This is a genomic window from Streptomyces sp. NPDC088254 (assembly GCF_044740925.1).
Lineage (GTDB): Bacteria > Actinomycetota > Actinomycetes > Streptomycetales > Streptomycetaceae > Streptomyces.
Genome location: NZ_JBIURQ010000016.1, coordinates 72,845 through 89,889 on the forward strand (window position 1 = coordinate 72,845; position 17,045 = coordinate 89,889).

The following is a 17,045-nucleotide window of genomic DNA, read 5'->3' on the forward strand; positions in this document are numbered from 1 at the left end:
AAGCCCCTCACAACTGCCCGACGTACGCCGCCAGATGCTCGCCGGTGAGCGTGGAGCGGGCCGCGACCAGGTCGGCCGGGGCGCCCTCGAAGACGATCCGGCCGCCGTCGTGACCGGCGCCCGGGCCGAGGTCGATGATCCAGTCGGCGTGCGCCATGACCGCCTGGTGGTGCTCGATCACGATGACGGACTTCCCGGAGTCCACGAGCCGGTCCAGCAGGGCGAGCAGCTGCTCGACGTCGGCGAGGTGGAGCCCGGTCGTCGGCTCGTCGAGGACGTACACGCCGCCCTTGTCGGCCATGTGCGTGGCCAGCTTGAGCCGCTGCCGCTCGCCGCCCGAGAGGGTGGTGAGCGGCTGGCCGAGGGTGAGGTAGCCGAGGCCCACCTCGGCGAGCCGGGTCAGCACGGCGTGCGCGGCCGGCGTGCGCGCCTCGCCGGCGCCGAAGAACTCCTCCGCCTCCGTCACCGACATCGCCAGCACCTCGCTGATGTCCCGGCCGCCGAACCGGTACTCCAGCACCGAGGCCTGGAACCGCTTGCCCTCGCACTCCTCGCAGGTCGTGCTGACGCCGGCCATCATCGCCAGGTCGGTGTACAGGACGCCCGCGCCGTTGCACGTGGGGCAGGCGCCCTCGGAGTTGGCGCTGAACAGGGCCGGCTTCACGCCGTTGGCCTTGGCGAACGCCTTGCGGATCGGCTCCAGCAGACCGGTGTACGTCGCCGGGTTGCTGCGGCGCGAGCCGCGGATCGGCGTCTGGTCGACCGAGACCACGCCTTCGCCGGCCGGGATCGAGCCGTGGATCAGCGAGCTCTTGCCGGAACCGGCCACACCCGTCACCACGCACAGCACGCCGAGCGGGACGTCGACGTCCACGCCCTTCAGGTTGTGCGCGCTCGCGCCGCGGATCTCCAGCGTGCCGGTCGGCTTGCGCACCGACTCCTTCAGCGCCGCCCGGTCGTCCAGATGCCGCCCGGTGACGGTGTCACTGCCGCGCAGCCCTTCGACGGTGCCCTCGAAGCAGACCGTGCCGCCCGCCGTGCCGGCGCCCGGGCCGAGGTCGACGACATGGTCGGCGATCGCGATCGTCTCCGGCTTGTGCTCCACGACGAGCACGGTGTTCCCCTTGTCCCGCAGCCGCAGCAGCAGGTTGTTCATCCGCTGGATGTCATGGGGGTGCAGACCGACCGTCGGCTCGTCGAAGACGTAGGTCACGTCGGTGAGGGAGGAGCCGAGGTGGCGGATCATCTTGACGCGCTGCGCCTCACCGCCCGACAGCGTGCCCGCCGGCCGGTCGAGCGAGAGATAGCCGAGGCCGATCTCCGTGAACGCCTCCAGGGTGTGCTGCAGCGCGGTGAGCAGCGGCGCGACCGTGGGCTCGCGCAGACCGCGGATCCATTCGGCCAGGTCCCGGATCTCCATCGCGCAGGCGTCGGCGATGCTGACCCCGCCGATCTTCGACGAGCGGGCGCCCTCGCTGAGCCGGCTCCCGTCGCACTCGGGACAGGTGGTGAAGGTGACCGCCCGCTCCACGAACGCCCGGATGTGCGGCTGCATCGCCTCCTTGTCCTTGGACAGGAACGACTTCTGGATCTTCGGGATCAGCCCCTCGTACGTCAGGTTGACGCCGTTGACCTTCACCTTGGTCGGCTCACCGTGCAGGAAGTCGCGCATCTCCCGCTCGGTGTACTCCCGGATCGGCTTGTTCGGGTCGAGGAAGCCGGACTCGGCGTAGATCCCCACCGTCCACACGTTGTCCGACTTCCAGCCGGGGATGGTGAACGCGCCCTCCGCGATCGACTTGGAGTCGTCGTAGAGCTGGGTGAGGTCGATGTCGGACACCGTGCCCCGGCCCTCGCAGCGGGTGCACATGCCGCCGGTGCGGGAGTACGTCGCCTTGACCGCTTTCTTGCCGCCGACGGCGATCGCCCCGCTGCCGCGCACGGAGGCGGTGTTGAAGGAGTACGCGCTCGGCGGGCCGATGTGCGGCCGGCCGAGCCGGCTGAAGAGGATGCGCAGCATCGCGTTGGCGTCGGTGGCGGTGCCGACGGTGGAGCGGGGGTCGGCGCCCATCCGCTGCTGGTCGACGATGATCGCGGTGGTGAGTCCGTCGAGGACGTCGACCTCGGGACGGTCCAGCGTCGGCATGAAGCCCTGCACGAAGGTGCTGTAGGTCTCGTTGATCAGGCGCTGCGACTCGGCGGCGATCGTGTCGAACACCAGCGAGCTCTTGCCCGAGCCGGACACGCCGGTGAACACCGTCAGCCGGCGCTTCGGGATCTCGATGCTGACGTCTTTCAGGTTGTTCTCGCGCGCCCCGTGCACGCGGATCAGCTCGTGGCTGTCGGCCGCGTGCGCCGGGGAGTCCGTGCCCTCGTCCGTGCCGTGGCTCGTGCCCATGTCGTCGTCCGGGCTCGCGTGGGTGCTGATGTCCATGGGCCACACGCTATGGGCGTCCGGGGGGCGGCGCTTCTCGATTTCTGACCGGTCGCGTGACCTGTTTCGCGACACAGGACGGGATGCCCGCGGTCGCACGCGCCGGATCATGCCGGTACACGCTGGGCGGCACGCCCACCAGCTCCGTGAAACGCGTGCTGAAGGTGCCCAGCGACGAGCAGCCGACGGCGAAGCAGACCTCGGTCACGCTGAGATCGCCGCGCCGCAGCAGCGTCATCGCGCGCTCGATGCGACGCGTCATGAGGTACGAGTACGGCGACTCGCCGTAGGCGCGCCGGAACGCGCGGCTGAGGTGCCCCGCCGACATGTGCACGCCCCGCGCGAGGGCCTCCACGTCCAGCGGCTGGGCGTACTCCCGGTCGATCCGGTCACGCACCCGGCGCAGCAGCGCCAGATCACTGAGCCGCCGCGCCGGGTCGGGTCTGCTCGTCACCCGGGCGATCGTGCCACGCCGCCCCGCGAGTTCCAAGGGCCCGTTCCCGGTGACTCACTGGCGGCTGACGCTGCGGGTGACGCCCGCGACGACGGTCGTGGCCAGGATCCAGCCGGTGACGATGAGGACGTACGACAGCGTCCGGTAGCCGCCCGACGGGGCGAACGCGGACTCCTGCCCGAAGGAGATCACCGGCAGCAGCAGGTCGAGGGTGTAGAAGACCGGATCGAACTCGGGTGCCTCGGACGCCTTCAGGGCCCGCGGATGCTGGTGCGCGAAGGCGGCCGAGCCGACGGCGAGCAGCGACAGCAGCCAGACCGCGGCGCGCAGCGGGCGGAAGCCGTAGCCGACGGTGGCGTCCTGGAGGTGGCCCCACAGCCTGCCGTACCAGGGCAGCGTGCCGCGGTGCCGGCGCTGCTTGGCGAGCTGGACGAGGCGGGCGGCCCGGTCGTCGCCGACGCGCCGGTACGCGGCGGTCAGCTGCTCGTAGGCGTGCGGGTCGAAGGCGTCGTCGTCCCGCTCCAGCATCGGCAGGCGCCGCTCCGCGGGCTCGTGCGGGGTGAGGAAGGTGTAGGTGAGGTCGAGCAGGCGAACCTGGTCGGGCAGCATCTCGGGCGCGAGATGGAGCTGGTTGATCTCGGCGCGCCGAAGGTTGAGCCGGCCCACGACGGGGTCGCCCGCGCGCAGCCACAGCTCCCCGATGACGCAACTGCTGGCCCGCAGGGCGGTGTCGCCGGGGTTGGCGAGTGTGGTCTGCATCAGGTCCACCCGGCCGGGTATGCGGGCGCCGCGCAGATCGATCCGGCCCTGCGTGCGCAGCCGGCGGCCCAGCAGGTTGGCGCCCACGTCCAGGGACTCGGCGTCCAGGACGTGCCCGCCGGGGTTGTTCAGCTCGGCGTCCTGGAGGTCGAGTGAGCCGGCGACGGTGGCGCCGTCGAGCCGGATGCGCCCCCGGACGCGCAGCCCGCGGGCGCAGAGGTCGTCGTCCACGGTGACCTGGTTGAGCTGGAGCACCGGCTCGGCGGGGTCCGCGCCGCCGATCTCCGCCTCGTCGAGGAACAGCGCGCCGGAGATCTGCGCGCCCCCGAGGTACACCGGCCCCTCGATGCGGCAGCGCGTCAGCCGCAGGCTGCCGTCGATCCGGGTCCTGGCCGCCGACAGCCCGGGCAGGACCGAGTCGCGCAGACTGAGATAGCCGAGCTGGGCGCCGGCGAGGCGGGGAGCCTCCTCGAAACGGCAGTACGCGAGACGGGCCACGCTGTCGACGACCGCGTACCGCAGGTCGAGCACACCGGTGACACGCGCCCCCAGCACTTTGAGCGCGGCCACTTCGCCCGCCTCACGGGGGCCGTTGAGCAGCAGGGCCCGCAACACGAGGGCTCGGACGGTGCGTTCGGGGCCGCCCTCCTCGCCCAGGGCGCGCAGGTCCACGGTGGTCCCCGTGGCGAAGGCCCGCCAGACGCGCTGTTCGGCCGGTGTCAGATCATCGATCTCCATCAGCCGCGACTCTGGCGGGCCCCCCGGGAGGTGTCAACCACACGCTCCCGCACCGGGATTCACTCCTTCGCGGACTCGACCGCGTGGCCGCCGAACTGGTTGCGCAGCGCGGCGATCATCTTCATCTGCGGGGAGTCGTCCTGGCGGGAGGCGAACCGCGCGAACAGGGAGGCGGTGATGGCCGGGAGCGGTACCGCGTTGTCGATGGCGGCCTCCACGGTCCAGCGCCCCTCGCCGGAGTCCTGCGCGTAGCCGCGCAGCTTGTCCAGGTGCTCGTCCTCGTCGAGGGCGCTGACCGCCAGGTCCAGCAGCCAGGAGCGGATGACCGTGCCCTCCTGCCAGGAACGGAAGACCTCGCGCACGTCGGTGACCGAGTCGACCTTCTCCAGCAGCTCCCAGCCCTCGGCGTAGGCCTGCATCATCGCGTACTCGATGCCGTTGTGGACCATCTTCGAGAAGTGGCCGGCGCCCACCTTGCCCGCGTGGACGTAGCCGTACGGGCCCTCCGGCTTGAGCGCGTCGAAGACGGGCTGGAGACGGTCGACGTGCTCCTTGTCGCCGCCGACCATCAGGGCGTAGCCGTTCTCCAGGCCCCAGACGCCGCCGGAGACGCCCGCGTCGACGAAGCCGATGCCCTTGGCGCCGAGCTCGGCGGCGTGCTTCTCGTCGTCCGTCCAGCGGGAGTTGCCGCCGTCGACGACGGTGTCGCCGGGCTCCAGGAGGTCGGCGAGCTCGTCGACGACGGACTGGGTGGCGGGGCCCGCCGGGACCATCACCCAGACGGTGCGCGGCGCTTCGAGCCGCGCGACCAGCTCGGGCAGGCCGGCCACGTCGGACAGCTCGGGGTTGCGGTCGTAACCGATGACGGTGTGGCCGGCGTTGCGGATGCGCTGGCGCATGTTGCCGCCCATCTTGCCGAGACCTATCAGGCCCAACTGCATCGATGCCATGTCAGTGCACTTCCTTGAGTTCGCGGTAGGCGGCCACGAGGGCGGCGGTGGACGGGTCGAGGCCGGGGACGGAGCCCGCCGCGTCAGCGGCTGATGGGAACGTCCCGGTCAGAGCGGGTTCGACGCGCTTGGCGAGGACCTTGCCCAGCTCCACGCCCCACTGGTCGAAGGAGTCGATGTTCCAGATCGCGCCCTGCACGAACACCTTGTGCTCGTAGAGGGCGATGAGCTGACCGAGGACCGACGGGGTCAGCTCGGTGGCGAGCACGGTCGTGGTGGGGCGGTTGCCGGCGAAGGTGCGGTGCGGCACCTGCTCCTCGGGCACGCCGTCCGCGCGGACCTCCTCCGCGGTGCGGCCGAAGGCGAGGGCCTGCCCCTGCGCGAACAGGTTGGCCATCAACAGGTCGTGCTGCGCCTTGAGTTCGTCGTCCAGTTCGGCGACGGGGCGGACGAAGCCGATCAGGTCGGCCGGGATCAGCTTGGTGCCCTGGTGGAGCAACTGGTAGTAGGCGTGCTGCCCGTTGGTGCCGGGCGTGCCCCACACCACCGGGCCGGTCTGCCACTGCACGGGCCTGCCCTGGCGGTCCACCGACTTGCCGTTGGACTCCATGTCGAGCTGCTGGAGATAGGTGGTGAACTTGGACAGGTAGTGCGAGTACGGCAGCACCGCGTGCGACTGGGCGTCCAGGAACTCGCCGTACCAGATGCCCAACAGGCCGAGGATCAGCGGGGCATTGGACTCGGCTTCGGCGTTGCGGAAGTGGTCGTCGACGATCCTGAACCCGTCGAGCATCTCCCGGAAGCGCTCCGGGCCGATGGCGATCATCAGCGACAGGCCGATCGCCGAGCCCAAGGAGTAGCGGCCGCCGACCCAGTCCCAGAACTCGAACATGTTCTCCGGGTCGATGCCGAAGCCGGTGACCTTCTCCGCGTTCGTCGACACCGCCACGAAGTGCCGGGCGACCGCCTTCTCCTCGCCGCCGAGCCCTTCGAGGAGCCAGGAGCGGGCCGAGGTGGCGTTGGTGATCGTCTCGATCGTCGTGAACGTCTTCGACGCCACGATGAACAGGGTCTCGGCCGGGTCCAGGTCCCGCACGGCCTCGTGCAGGTCTGCGCCGTCCACGTTGGAGACGAACCGGAACGTCAACTCCCTTGCGGTGTAGGCCCGCAGCACCTCGTAGGCCATCGCGGGGCCCAGGTCGGAGCCGCCGATGCCGATGTTGACGACGTTGCGGATCGGGCGGCCGGTGTGGCCGGTCCATTCGCCCGAACGCACCCGGCGCGCGAAGTCGCTCATCTTGTCCAGCACGGCGTGCACCCGGGGGACGACGTTCTCGCCGTCCACCTCGACCACCGCGTCGGCCGGGGCGCGCAGCGCCGTGTGGAGCACGGCCCGGTTCTCGGTGACGTTGATCTTCTCCCCGCGGAACATCGCGTCGCGCAGCCCGAACACATCGGTGGTGGCGGCGAGTTCACGCAGCAGGGCGAGGGTCTCGTCGTTGACCAGGTTCTTTGAGTAGTCGATCCGCAGATCGCCCACGCGCACCACGTACCGTTCGGCGCGCCCGGGGTCCTCGGCGAACAGCTCGCGCAGGTGCGTCTGCCATCCGGCGCGGTGGTCCGCCAGGGCGGTCCACTCTGGCCGCTGGCTGAGCAGGGGGGTGTCAGGCATGGGAGAAGGCCTCCTCGGCGCCCTCGCCCCGCAGGGCGACGGCGTACATCTCGTCGGCGTCGAGGCGCCGCAGCTCCTCGGCGATCAGTTCGGAGGTGTCGCGCACCTTCAGCGCGAGGGTGCGCGGGGGCTGGCCCGGCAGGGTCAGTGTGGCGAGCGGGCCCTCGGGGCGGTCGATGACGATCTCGCCGGCGTCGGTGCCGAGCCGCACGGCCGTGACGACCGGACCGGCGGTGACGACCCGCTCGACGGGCACGTTCAGCCGGGCCTCCAGCCAGCGGGCGAGCAGTTCGGCGCTGGGGTTCTCCGCCTCGCTCTCCACCGCCGCCGAGGTGATCGGCACCCGAGCCTGGTCCAGGGCCGCCGCCAGCATCGAACGCCACGGCGTCAGCCTCGTCCACGCGAGGTCGGTGTCGCCGGGGGCGTAGGACTTCGCCCGCAGCTCCAGCGCCTTGAGGGGCTGCTCGACGGCGTACATGTCGGTGATGCGGCGCTGGGCGAGCGCGCCCAGCGGGTCCTTCGCGGGGTTCCCGGGGGCGCCCACCGGCCACCACACGACGACCGGGGCGTCCGGCAGCAGCAGCGGCAGGACCACGGAGTCCGCGTGGTCGGAGACCTCGCCGTAGGTGCGCAGCACCACCGTCTCGCCGGTGCCGGCGTCGGCGCCCACGCGCACCTCGGCGTCCAGGCGGGAGTTGGTGCGGTCGCGCGGGTTGCGGGTGTGCCGCTTGATGACGACCAGGGTGCGTGAGGGGTGCTCGTGCGAGGCCTCCTCCGCCGCCCGGATCGAGTCGTAGGCGTTCTCCTCGTCCGTGACGATGACCATCGTCAGGACCATGCCCACGGCAGGTGTGCCGATGGCGCGGCGACCCTGCACCAGCGCCTTGTTGATCTTGCTTGCCGTGGTGTCCGTCAGGTCGATCTTCATGGCCTGCGCCAGCTCCGTCCGTCTCGTGCGAGCATCTCGTCGGCTTCCTCGGGTCCCCAGGTGCCCGACGGGTACGGGGCCGGCCTGCCGTGCGTGGCCCAGTACTCCTCGATCGGGTCGAGGATCTTCCAGGACTCTTCCACTTCCTGGTGACGCGGGAACAGGTTGGCGTCGCCCAGGAGCACGTCCAGGATGAGACGCTCGTACGCCTCGGGGCTGGACTCCGTGAAGGACTCGCCGTAGGCGAAGTCCATGGACACGTCCCGGATCTCCATCGAGGTGCCCGGCACCTTGGAGCCGAAGCGGACCGTCACCCCTTCGTCGGGCTGGACCCGGATGACGATGGCGTTCTCGCCGAGCTCCTCCGTCGCGGTGGAGTCGAAGGGGGAGTGCGGGGCCCGCTGGAAGACCACCGCGATCTCGGTGACCCGGCGGCCGAGGCGCTTGCCGGTGCGCAGGTAGAAGGGGACGCCCGCCCAGCGGCGGTTGTCGACGTTCAGCCGGACGGCGGCGTACGTGTCCGTCGTCGAGGACGGGGGAATGCCGTCCTCCTCCAGATAGCCGCGCACCTTCTCGCCGCCCTGCCACCCGGCCGCGTACTGGCCTCGCACCGTGTGCTCGCCCAGCTCCTCCGGCAGCTTCACGGCCCGCAGGACCTTCAGCTTCTCGGTGAGCAGGGAGGACGCGTCGAAGGAGGCCGGCTCCTCCATCGCGGTCAGCGCCATCAGTTGGAGCAGGTGGTTCTGGATGACGTCGCGCGCCGCGCCGATGCCGTCGTAGTAGCCGGCCCGGCCGCCGATGCCGATGTCCTCGGCCATCGTGATCTGCACATGGTCCACGAAGGACCGGTTCCAGATCGGCTCGAACATCGTGTTGGCGAAGCGCAGCGCCAGGAGGTTCTGGACGGTCTCCTTGCCCAGGTAGTGGTCGATGCGGAAGACCTGGTCCGGCTCGAACACATCGTGCACGATCGCGTTCAGCTCCCGCGCGCTGGCCAGGTCGTGCCCGAACGGCTTCTCGATGACGGCCCGCCGCCAGGACCCCTCCGGCGCCTTGGCCAGCCCGTGCTTCTTGAGCTGCTCGGTCACCTTGGGGAAGAACTTCGGCGGCACCGACAGATAGAAGGCGAAGTTGCCGCCCGTGCCCCGCGAGGCGTCCAGCTCCTCGACGGCGTCCCGCAGTTGCTTGAACGCGGCGTCGTCGTCGAAGTCGCCCGGTATGAACCGCATGCCCTCGGCGAGCTGCTGCCATACCTCCTCACGGAACGGCGTGCGCGCGTGCTCGCGGACCGCGTCATGGACGACCTGCGCGAAGTCCTGGTCCTCCCAGTCGCGGCGGGCGAAGCCCACGAGCGAGAAGCCCGGCGGCAGCAGACCGCGGTTGGCGAGGTCGTACACGGCCGGCATCAGTTTCTTGCGGGACAGGTCGCCGGTCACGCCGAAGATCACCAGCCCGGAGGGGCCGGCGATCCGCGGCAGCCGCCGGTCCCGGGGGTCCCGGAGCGGGTTGCTCCACACCCGTGCGTTCATTCCGCGTCAACTCCCTTGCTGTTCAGCGATTTGGCGACCGCGTCCAGAAGGTCCTGCCACGCCGTCTCGAACTTCGCGATGCCTTCCTCCTCCAGGCGGGTGACCACCTCGTCGTAGGAGATGCCCAGCGCTTCGACGGCGGCGAGGTCGGCGCGGGCCTGCGCGTACCCGCCGGTGACGGTGTCACCGGTGATCCGGCCGTGGTCGGCGGTGGCGGCGAGGGTGGCCTCCGGCATGGTGTTGACGGTGCCGGGGGCGACCAGCTCGTCCACGTACAGGGTGTCCTTGTACGCGGGATCCTTCACCCCGGTCGACGCCCACAGCGGACGCTGCCTGTTCGCCCGCGCCCCGCCCAGGGCGGTCCAGCGCGACCCCGCGGGCGTTTGACGCCCGGCCGAGCCGAACACCTCCTCGTACGCCTGGTAGGCCAGCCGGGCGTTGGCGAGCGCCGCCCGGCCCTTCAGGGCGAGGGCCTCGTCCGTGCCGAGGACCGTCAGCAGCTTGTCGGTCTCGGAGTCGACGCGGGAGACGAAGAAGGAGGCCACGGAGTGGATCGCGGACAGGTCCAGGCCCTGCGCGGCGGCCTTCTCCAGACCGGCCAGGTAGGCGTCCATGACCTCCCGGTGGCGATCCAGCGAGAAGATCAGCGTGACGTTGACGCTGATGCCCAGCCCGATCACCTCGGTGATCGCCGGGAGGCCCGCCTTCGTCGCCGGGATCTTGATCATCACGTTGGGACGGTCCACCAGCCAGGCCAGCTGCTTGGCCTCGGCGACCGTGGCCCTGGTGTCGTGGGCGAGCCGGGGGTCGACCTCGATGGAGACCCAGCCGTCACGGCCGCCGGTGGCCGAGTGCACCGGGCCCAGGACGTCGGCGGCGGCGCGCACGTCCGCCGTCGTCATCATCCGCACGGCCTCGTCGACCGATACGCCGCGCGCGGCCAGCTCGGCGAGCTGCTCCTCGTAACCTCCCCCACTCTCGGCTTCGCCCGAGCGGGGGGACCCCCACCCGGAGCCGATGGCCGCCTGGAAGATGGACGGGTTGGTGGTGACGCCGACGACATGCCGGGTGGCGACGAGCTCGGCGAGGTTGCCGGACGTGATGCGCCTGCGCGACAGGTCGTCCAGCCAGATCGAGACGCCCTCGTCGGAGAGACGCGCGAGCGCTCCCCCGGTGGCGACTGCTTCGGTCACTGTGATCATCTTCTTTCTGGCGATCGGATCAGCCGCGCGCGGCGCCCGGTCCGGTGGTCGCGTCGAGGACGGCCCGCGCCGCGGCGGCCACGTTCTCGGCGGTGAAGCCGTACTCGGCGAACAGGGTCTTCGCGTCGGCGGACGCGCCGAAGTGCTCCAGGGAGACGATGCGTCCCGCGTCGCCCACGAACCGGTGCCAGGTCAGGCCGATGCCCGCCTCTACCGCGACCCGCGCCCGCACCGACGGCGGGAGCACACTGTCGCGGTACTCCCGCGGCTGCTCCTCGAACCACTCCACGGACGGCATCGACACCACCCGCGTCCCGGTCCCCTCGGCCTCCAGCAGCTCCCGGGCGGCCACGGCGAGGTGCACCTCGGAGCCGGTGGCGATCAGGACGACGTCCGGGGTCTGGGTCGAGGACTCCGCCAGCACGTAACCGCCCTTCGCCGCGTCCGGGTTCGGCGCGTACGTCGGCACGCCCTGCCGGGTGAGCGCCAGACCGTGCGGGGCCGGACGCGTGGCGTGCCGCTTCAGGATCTCGGCCCAGGCGGTCGCCGTCTCGTTGGCGTCCGCCGGACGGACCACGTTCAGGCCCGGGATGGCGCGCAGCGAGGCGAGGTGCTCGACCGGCTGGTGGGTGGGGCCGTCCTCGCCGAGGCCGATGGAGTCGTGCGTCCACACGTACGTCACCGGAAGCTGCATCAGGGCCGACATCCGCACCGCGTTGCGCATGTAGTCGGAGAACACCAGGAACGTGCCGCCGTAGACACGGGTGTTGCCGTGCAGGGCGATGCCGTTCATCTCGGCCGCCATCGAGAATTCGCGGATGCCGAAGTGCACGGTACGCCCGTACGGGTCGGCCTCGGGCAGCGGGTTGCCGGCGGGCAGGAACGACGACGTCTTGTCGATGGTGGTGTTGTTGGAGCCGGCCAGGTCGGCGGAGCCGCCCCACAGCTCGGGGATCACACCGCCGAGCGCCTGGAGCACCTTGCCGGACGCGGCGCGCGTGGCGACGGACGGGCCCTCCTCGAAGACCGGCAGCGACTGCTCCCAGCCCTCGGGGAGCTGACCGGCGACGATCCGGTCGAACAGCTCCGCGCGCTCGGGGTCGGCGCCGCGCCAGACGGCGAGCCGCTTGTCCCAGGCGGCGTGGGCCTCGGCGCCCCGGTCCAGGGCGGCCCGGGTGTGGGTGAGGACGTCGTCGGAGACCTCGAAGGTCCGCTCCGGGTCGAAGCCGAGGATCCGCTTGGTGGCGGCCACCTCGTCCTCGCCGAGCGCGGAACCGTGGGCGGCCTCGGTGTTGCGCGCGTTCGGGGCGGGCCAGGCGATGATCGTGCGCATCGCGATGATCGAGGGGCGCCCGGTCTCCTCCCGCGCCGTCGTCAGCGCCTCGTGCAGCGCGTGCACGTCGACGTCGCCGTCCTCCCGCGGCTCGATGCGCTGCGTGTGCCAGCCGTAGGCCTCGTAGCGCTTGAGCACGTCCTCGGAGAAGGCCGTCGCGGTGTCGCCCTCGATGGAGATGTGGTTGTCGTCGTAGAGGAAGACCAGGTTGCCGAGCTTCTGGTGCCCGGCGAGGGAGGACGCCTCGGCGGACACGCCCTCCTGGAGGTCGCCGTCGGAGACGATCGCCCAGATCGTGTGGTCGAACGGCGACTCGCCCTCGGGGGCCTCGGGGTCGAACAGGCCGCGCTCGTACCGGGCGGCCATCGCCATCCCCACGGCGTTGGCGACACCCTGGCCGAGCGGACCGGTGGTGGTCTCCACACCGGCCGTGTGCCCGTACTCGGGGTGCCCCGGCGTCCGGGAGCCATGGGTGCGGAACGCCTTGAGGTCGTCCAGACCGACCTCGTAGCCGGACAGGAACAGCTGCGTGTAAAGCGTCAGCGAGGTGTGCCCGGGGGAGAGGACGAAGCGGTCACGCCCCGTCCACTCCGGATCCGCGGGATCGTGTCGCATCACCTTCTGAAAGAGCGTGTACGCGGCAGGGGCCAGCGCCATCGCCGTGCCGGGGTGACCGTTGCCGACCTTCTGCACCGCGTCGGCGGCCAGGACACGCGCCGTGTCGACGGCACGCCGGTCCAGGTCGGTCCACTCGAAACTGTTCCGGTTCTGCGTGCTCATCTTCAAGAAGTCCTCGATAGGAGCCGGTGATCAGGTCTTGCGTGTTCGAACTTAAAAGTCTGACTTTTTCGGCGGAAGGTCTGCCTGTGTCAGCCTGTGGTGAAAGTGGGACACGGACCGCGACGGCGGAGCAGCACAAGAAGGACATGGTGGATACAAGTACCCAAGAAGCCGCCGATGACGGGATCAGAACCTTCCCCTTCCCCGTCGAACTCAGCGTCGGCGGAGTCGGTATGCAGATCGGCCCCATGGGCGCCGGGCGCACCTGGCACGCCGACGCGCCGCTGGACCGCGTCCACCGCATCGACTTCCACGTCGTGCTGCTGTTCACCGGCGGTCCCGTCCGCCACATGGTCGACTTCGACGAGTACGAGGCGACCGCCGGCGACGTCCTGTGGATCCGCCCGGGCCAGGTCCACCGCTTCACCCGGGCCGGCGAGTACCAGGGGACCGCCCTCACCATGCAGCCCGGCTTCCTGCCCCGCGACACCGTCGAGGCCACCGGCCTGTACCGTTACGACCTCCCGCCCCTCCTGCGCCCCGACGCCGCCCGGTCGGCCGCTCTGCGCGCGGCCCTTTCCCACCTGCGACGCGAGTACGAGGACAGCGCGACCCTGCCCCCGAACCTGCACACCTCCGTGCTGCGCCACTGCCTGACGGCGTTCCTGCTGCGCCTCGCGCACCTCGCCACCAGCTCCGCCGAGGCGGCCCGCCGGCAGGCCGACACCACGTTCACCCTCTTCCGGGAGGCGGTGGAGCGGGACTTCGCCACCGTCCACAGTGTCAGCGCCTACGCCGACGCGCTCGGCTACTCCCGCCGCACCCTCGTGCGCGCGGTCCGCGCGGCGACCGGTGAGACGCCCAAGGGGTTCATCGACAAGCGGGTGGTCCTGGAGGCCAAGCGCCTGCTGGCGCACACCGATCTGCCCATCGGCCGCGTCGGCGTCGCGGTGGGCTTCCCCGACCCGGCGAACTTCTCCAAGTTCTTCCACCAGCACACGGACACGACACCGGCGGCGTTCCGCGCGGAGATGCGCTGAAACGCCGCCGGGTGAACTCCGGCCCTCGGGCTGTCGCCTCAATGGCCGAAGCTGAACCAGTTCACGTTGACGAAGTCGGACGGCTGGCCGCTGGTGAAGGTCAGATAGACGTCGTGGGTGCCGGTGACCGGGGCGATGTTCGCGGGGACCGTCCGCCAGGACTGCCAGCCGCCGGTGCCGGCCACCGCGAAGCTCCCGACGGGAGCGCTGCCGCGGCTGTCGAGGCGGACCTCGACCAGACCGCTGACGCCGCCGCCCGCGCCGCTCGCGACCCGCCCGAGGAACTGGGTCGCCGCGGTGGAGCCGAAGTCGACGCCCCGGTACAGCGCCCAGTCGCCGTTGGCGAGGGAGCCGATGTTCTGCCCACCGCCGGTGTCGGTGGTCGTCTCCGTCGTCGTGCCCGACTGCTCGTCGTGGGACTCGGCCTGGACGGCGGTGTAGGCGTCACGGTTTCCGCTCGGGGGAGGCGTGGTTCCGCCGGTGCCGCCCGTGGCCTGGAGGACCCGCACGTAGTCGACGACCATCGGCACGCCCGAGCGGGTGTCGGCGTCCAGCCCGCCGCCGAAGGCGTCGGGGAAGCCGCCGCCCATCGCCACGTTCAGGATGATGAAGTAGCCGTGGCGGGTGGCGTTGTTCCAGGTCGTGGCGTCCACCTGGTTCGCGGTGACGGTGTGGTAGACGGTCCCGTCGACGGAGAAACGCAGCGTCTCCGGGGTCACCGAGCGGTCCCACTCCAACGCGTAGGTGTGGAAGCCGGACTGGCAGGCGACGCCGGGGCAGACGGTGGAACCGCCGATGCCGGTGGTCTCGTTGCAGGGGCCGCCCGGACTGGTGCCGCAGTGCAGCGTCGCCCACACGCGGTTCAGGCCCTGCACGTTCTCCATGATGTCCATCTCGCCCACCGAGGGCCAGTTCTGGTAGTTGCCCCGGTACGGCGCGCCCAGCATCCAGAACGCCGGCCAGTAGCCCTCGGCCGCGGTCCCGGTGACGGAGGGCATCTGCAGCCGGGACTCGACGCGCAGCTTGCCGCCGGACGGGGGCTGGAAGTCGGTGCGCCTGGTCTCTATACGGCCCGATGTCCAACGGCCCGCGGAGTCGCGCAGCGGGGTGATGCGCAGGTTTCCGGTGCCGTCGAGCGAGACGTTGCTCGTGCTGTTCGTCATCGTCTCGACCTCGCCGGTGCCCCAGTTCGCGGGGCCGCCGGGATATGAAGTTCCTGTCGAGTACTGCCAGTTGTCGGTGCTGACGCCGGTTCCCGCGGCGCCGTCGAAGTCGTCGAGGAAGACCTGCGTCCAGCCGGCCGGGGGCGTGGGCGCGGAGGCCGTAGCGGGCAGGGTGGCGGCCGTGGCGGCGAGCGCCGCGAGACCGAGGGTGCTGAGCACGGCGACGAACGCCCGCCGCAGGGGGCGCCGCGGTCCGCGGGGGGTGCCGGAGGTGTCACTCATGGTGTGCCTCTCGGGTACGGGGTGGGGGTGTACGGGTGCGGGAAGTGCTCTTTGAGAGCGCTCTCAAAGTGCGCCCAATGTGCTCCCGTTGCCCTCGGCCGTCAAGAGGTGAAACCGTGAAAGTCGTTGCGGTGCAGGTGGGTTCAGCCCGTGAAGGGAGCTTGCGGCTGCCGCCGTGACGGGTGGTGAGCGGAGCCTGCGGCCGACGCGCCTGCCCGGCGCACATCATCATGCGAAAGCCTGCAGGCAGGGCACGTTGTGACGCGAGGGTGAGGCGCGCCCCAGCCCGCGCGAGCCGTCAAGGAGGCGCCGGATGACGGGCCGTCAAACATGCGTGAGCCTCACGTCGGGTGCCAGCCCAGGGAGCGGGAGATTCCTCGTGCTGCCAGCCGTATCGCCGGTGCCAGGGAAGGGACTTGGGCGTTCGCCGCCGGGACGACCACCGACACCGCCGCCACCACCTCGCCGTCCGTGCCGCGTACGGGGGCGGCCACCGACAGGGCGTCGTCCGTCACCTGACGGTCGCTCACCGCGACTCCCGTGCGCCGGACTTCGGCGAGCGTGCGGCGCAGCAGCGCGGGGTCGGTGATCGTATGGGCCGTGTACGAGGCCAGCGGGGCGGCGCAGTACGTCTCCTGGAGCTCCGCTCCGCCGTGCGCCAGCAGGACGAGCCCGACGCCGGTCACATGCAGCGGCCAGCGCGCGCCGACGCGGATGCGCACGCCGACCGCCGAGTGTCCCGAGAGCCACTCGGTGTAGACGACCTCGGCGCCGTCCCGTACCGCCAGTTGCACGTTCTCGTGCGTGGCCTCGTACAGATCCTCCAGGTAGGGCAGCGCGGCCTGGCGGAGAGCCAGGCCCCGGGGAGCCAGCGCCGCGATCTCCCACAGCCGCAGCCCCACGTGGTACGTGCCCGCCGGGTCCCGCTCCAGGGCGCCCCACTCGGCCAGCGCCGCCACGAGCCGGTGTGCGGTGGTCAGGCTCAGGCCCGCCCGCCGGCTGATGTCGGTCAGGGACAGCGCCGGATGCGCGTGGTCGAAGGCGGCGAGCACGGACAGCAGCCGGTCGGGCGCGGAACGGGTGGGCGCGACCGTCGGCACGGGTGCGGCGGGCGTGCCCGTGAGCGGCGGTGTCCTCGACGTCGTCGGCAACGGGTTCCTCCTCCCCGTGCTGCGGCGGGACGGGCGTCGCCCCGCACCGTCGCGAAGTTAGGCAGACCGCCGGGCCGGCGTCAATCGTCCGCCCGGCCCTCTCATCCGCCGAGCCCGTCCCCGGCGACGCGCAGCAGCAGGGCGTGCAGCGTCTCCCGCTCGGCCGGGTCGAGCGGGGACAGCAGCTCGTTCGTCACCCGCAGGCCGGCCTCGTCCGTGCCGCGCAGGAACTCCCCGCCCGCCTCCGTGAGGACGACGATCCGGCTGCGCCGGTCGTCGGGTGCCGGGCGGCGCTCGGCGAAGCCCAGCTTCTCCAGGTCGTCGACGAGACCGACGATCGCGCTCGGGTCGTACCCGAGCCGTGCGCTCAGCTCGCGCTGGAGCGCGCCCTCCGTCGTGGCGAGGAAACGCAGCACCGCGTAGTGGCGCAGGCGCAGCCCCGACTCCTGGAGGAAAGTGTTGAACAACTGACCCGAGCGCAGGCCGAGCCGGTAGAGCAGGTAGCCCGCGTCCGCGTGCAGCCCGCGCATCCACGGCTCCTCCGAGTCGATCGGGGTGGCGTTCACGGTGTCGTGCCGGCGGGCGATGGCGGGCTCCTTGGTGTCGGCCCCGGCGGGGGGCGGTGGTGCG

Annotated in this window: 13 protein-coding genes; 1 reads left to right on the forward strand and 12 read right to left on the reverse strand. The window is 71.3% G+C overall.

The window, feature by feature from the left end:
* Window positions 1–7 precede the first annotated feature (7 nt).
* Genes ACIOC0_RS37035 through tkt form a run of 9 tightly spaced genes read right to left on the reverse strand, consistent with a single transcriptional unit; the run spans window position 8 to window position 12,779 of the window.
* A complete protein-coding gene (locus ACIOC0_RS37035; protein ID WP_402161147.1) occupies window positions 8–2,398 on the reverse strand; it encodes an ATP-binding cassette domain-containing protein in 2,391 nt (796 codons plus the stop codon).
* Window positions 2,399–2,444: 46 nt separating this feature from the next.
* The gene (locus ACIOC0_RS37040; protein ID WP_402160847.1) at window positions 2,445–2,888 is read right to left on the reverse strand and encodes a helix-turn-helix transcriptional regulator; all 444 of its coding nucleotides are present in this window, start codon (window positions 2,886–2,888) and stop codon (window positions 2,445–2,447) included.
* Between the two features lie 54 nt (window positions 2,889–2,942).
* Window positions 2,943–4,385: a membrane-associated oxidoreductase gene (locus tag ACIOC0_RS37045; protein WP_402160849.1), complete on the reverse strand. Its 1,443-nt coding sequence runs from the start codon at window positions 4,383–4,385 to the stop codon at window positions 2,943–2,945.
* A gap of 59 nt (window positions 4,386–4,444) precedes the next feature.
* Window positions 4,445–5,326: a phosphogluconate dehydrogenase (NAD(+)-dependent, decarboxylating) gene (gnd, locus tag ACIOC0_RS37050; protein WP_402161149.1), complete on the reverse strand. Its 882-nt coding sequence runs from the start codon at window positions 5,324–5,326 to the stop codon at window positions 4,445–4,447.
* A gap of 10 nt (window positions 5,327–5,336) precedes the next feature.
* Window positions 5,337–7,007, reverse strand: coding sequence for a glucose-6-phosphate isomerase (gene pgi, locus ACIOC0_RS37055; RefSeq protein ID WP_402160852.1), 1,671 nt, complete (start codon window positions 7,005–7,007; stop codon window positions 5,337–5,339).
* Window positions 7,000–7,935 (reverse strand): glucose-6-phosphate dehydrogenase assembly protein OpcA, encoded by a 936-nt coding sequence (gene opcA / locus ACIOC0_RS37060; protein WP_402160854.1) that lies wholly within the window; start codon window positions 7,933–7,935, stop codon window positions 7,000–7,002. Before opcA ends, pgi begins: the two co-directional genes overlap by 8 nt.
* Window positions 7,932–9,464 (reverse strand): glucose-6-phosphate dehydrogenase, encoded by a 1,533-nt coding sequence (gene zwf / locus ACIOC0_RS37065; protein WP_402160856.1) that lies wholly within the window; start codon window positions 9,462–9,464, stop codon window positions 7,932–7,934. Before zwf ends, opcA begins: the two co-directional genes overlap by 4 nt.
* Complete coding sequence (gene tal / locus ACIOC0_RS37070) at window positions 9,461–10,666, reverse strand: transaldolase (protein ID WP_402160858.1); 1,206 nt, start codon at window positions 10,664–10,666, stop codon at window positions 9,461–9,463. Before tal ends, zwf begins: the two co-directional genes overlap by 4 nt.
* Window positions 10,667–10,685: 19 nt before the next feature.
* Complete coding sequence (gene tkt / locus ACIOC0_RS37075) at window positions 10,686–12,779, reverse strand: transketolase (RefSeq protein ID WP_402160860.1); 2,094 nt, start codon at window positions 12,777–12,779, stop codon at window positions 10,686–10,688.
* A gap of 146 nt (window positions 12,780–12,925) precedes the next feature.
* Between tkt and ACIOC0_RS37080 the strand changes: the two genes are divergently transcribed.
* On the forward strand, window positions 12,926–13,819 hold the full coding sequence (locus ACIOC0_RS37080) for a helix-turn-helix domain-containing protein (protein ID WP_402160862.1): 894 nt from the start codon (window positions 12,926–12,928) through the stop codon (window positions 13,817–13,819).
* Window positions 13,820–13,857: 38 nt separating this feature from the next.
* On the opposite strand, the gene ACIOC0_RS37085 is transcribed toward ACIOC0_RS37080, so the two are convergent.
* The 3 genes from ACIOC0_RS37085 to ACIOC0_RS37095 form a co-directional block, all read right to left on the reverse strand.
* Window positions 13,858–15,264, reverse strand: coding sequence for a glycoside hydrolase family 16 protein (locus tag ACIOC0_RS37085; protein ID WP_402160864.1), 1,407 nt, complete (start codon window positions 15,262–15,264; stop codon window positions 13,858–13,860).
* 341 nt (window positions 15,265–15,605) lie between these two features.
* The gene (locus ACIOC0_RS37090) at window positions 15,606–16,364 is read right to left on the reverse strand and encodes an IclR family transcriptional regulator (RefSeq protein WP_402161152.1); all 759 of its coding nucleotides are present in this window, start codon (window positions 16,362–16,364) and stop codon (window positions 15,606–15,608) included.
* Window positions 16,365–16,516: 152 nt separating this feature from the next.
* Complete coding sequence (locus ACIOC0_RS37095) at window positions 16,517–16,945, reverse strand: MarR family transcriptional regulator (protein WP_351340962.1); 429 nt, start codon at window positions 16,943–16,945, stop codon at window positions 16,517–16,519.
* Window positions 16,946–17,045: the final 100 nt, after the last annotated feature.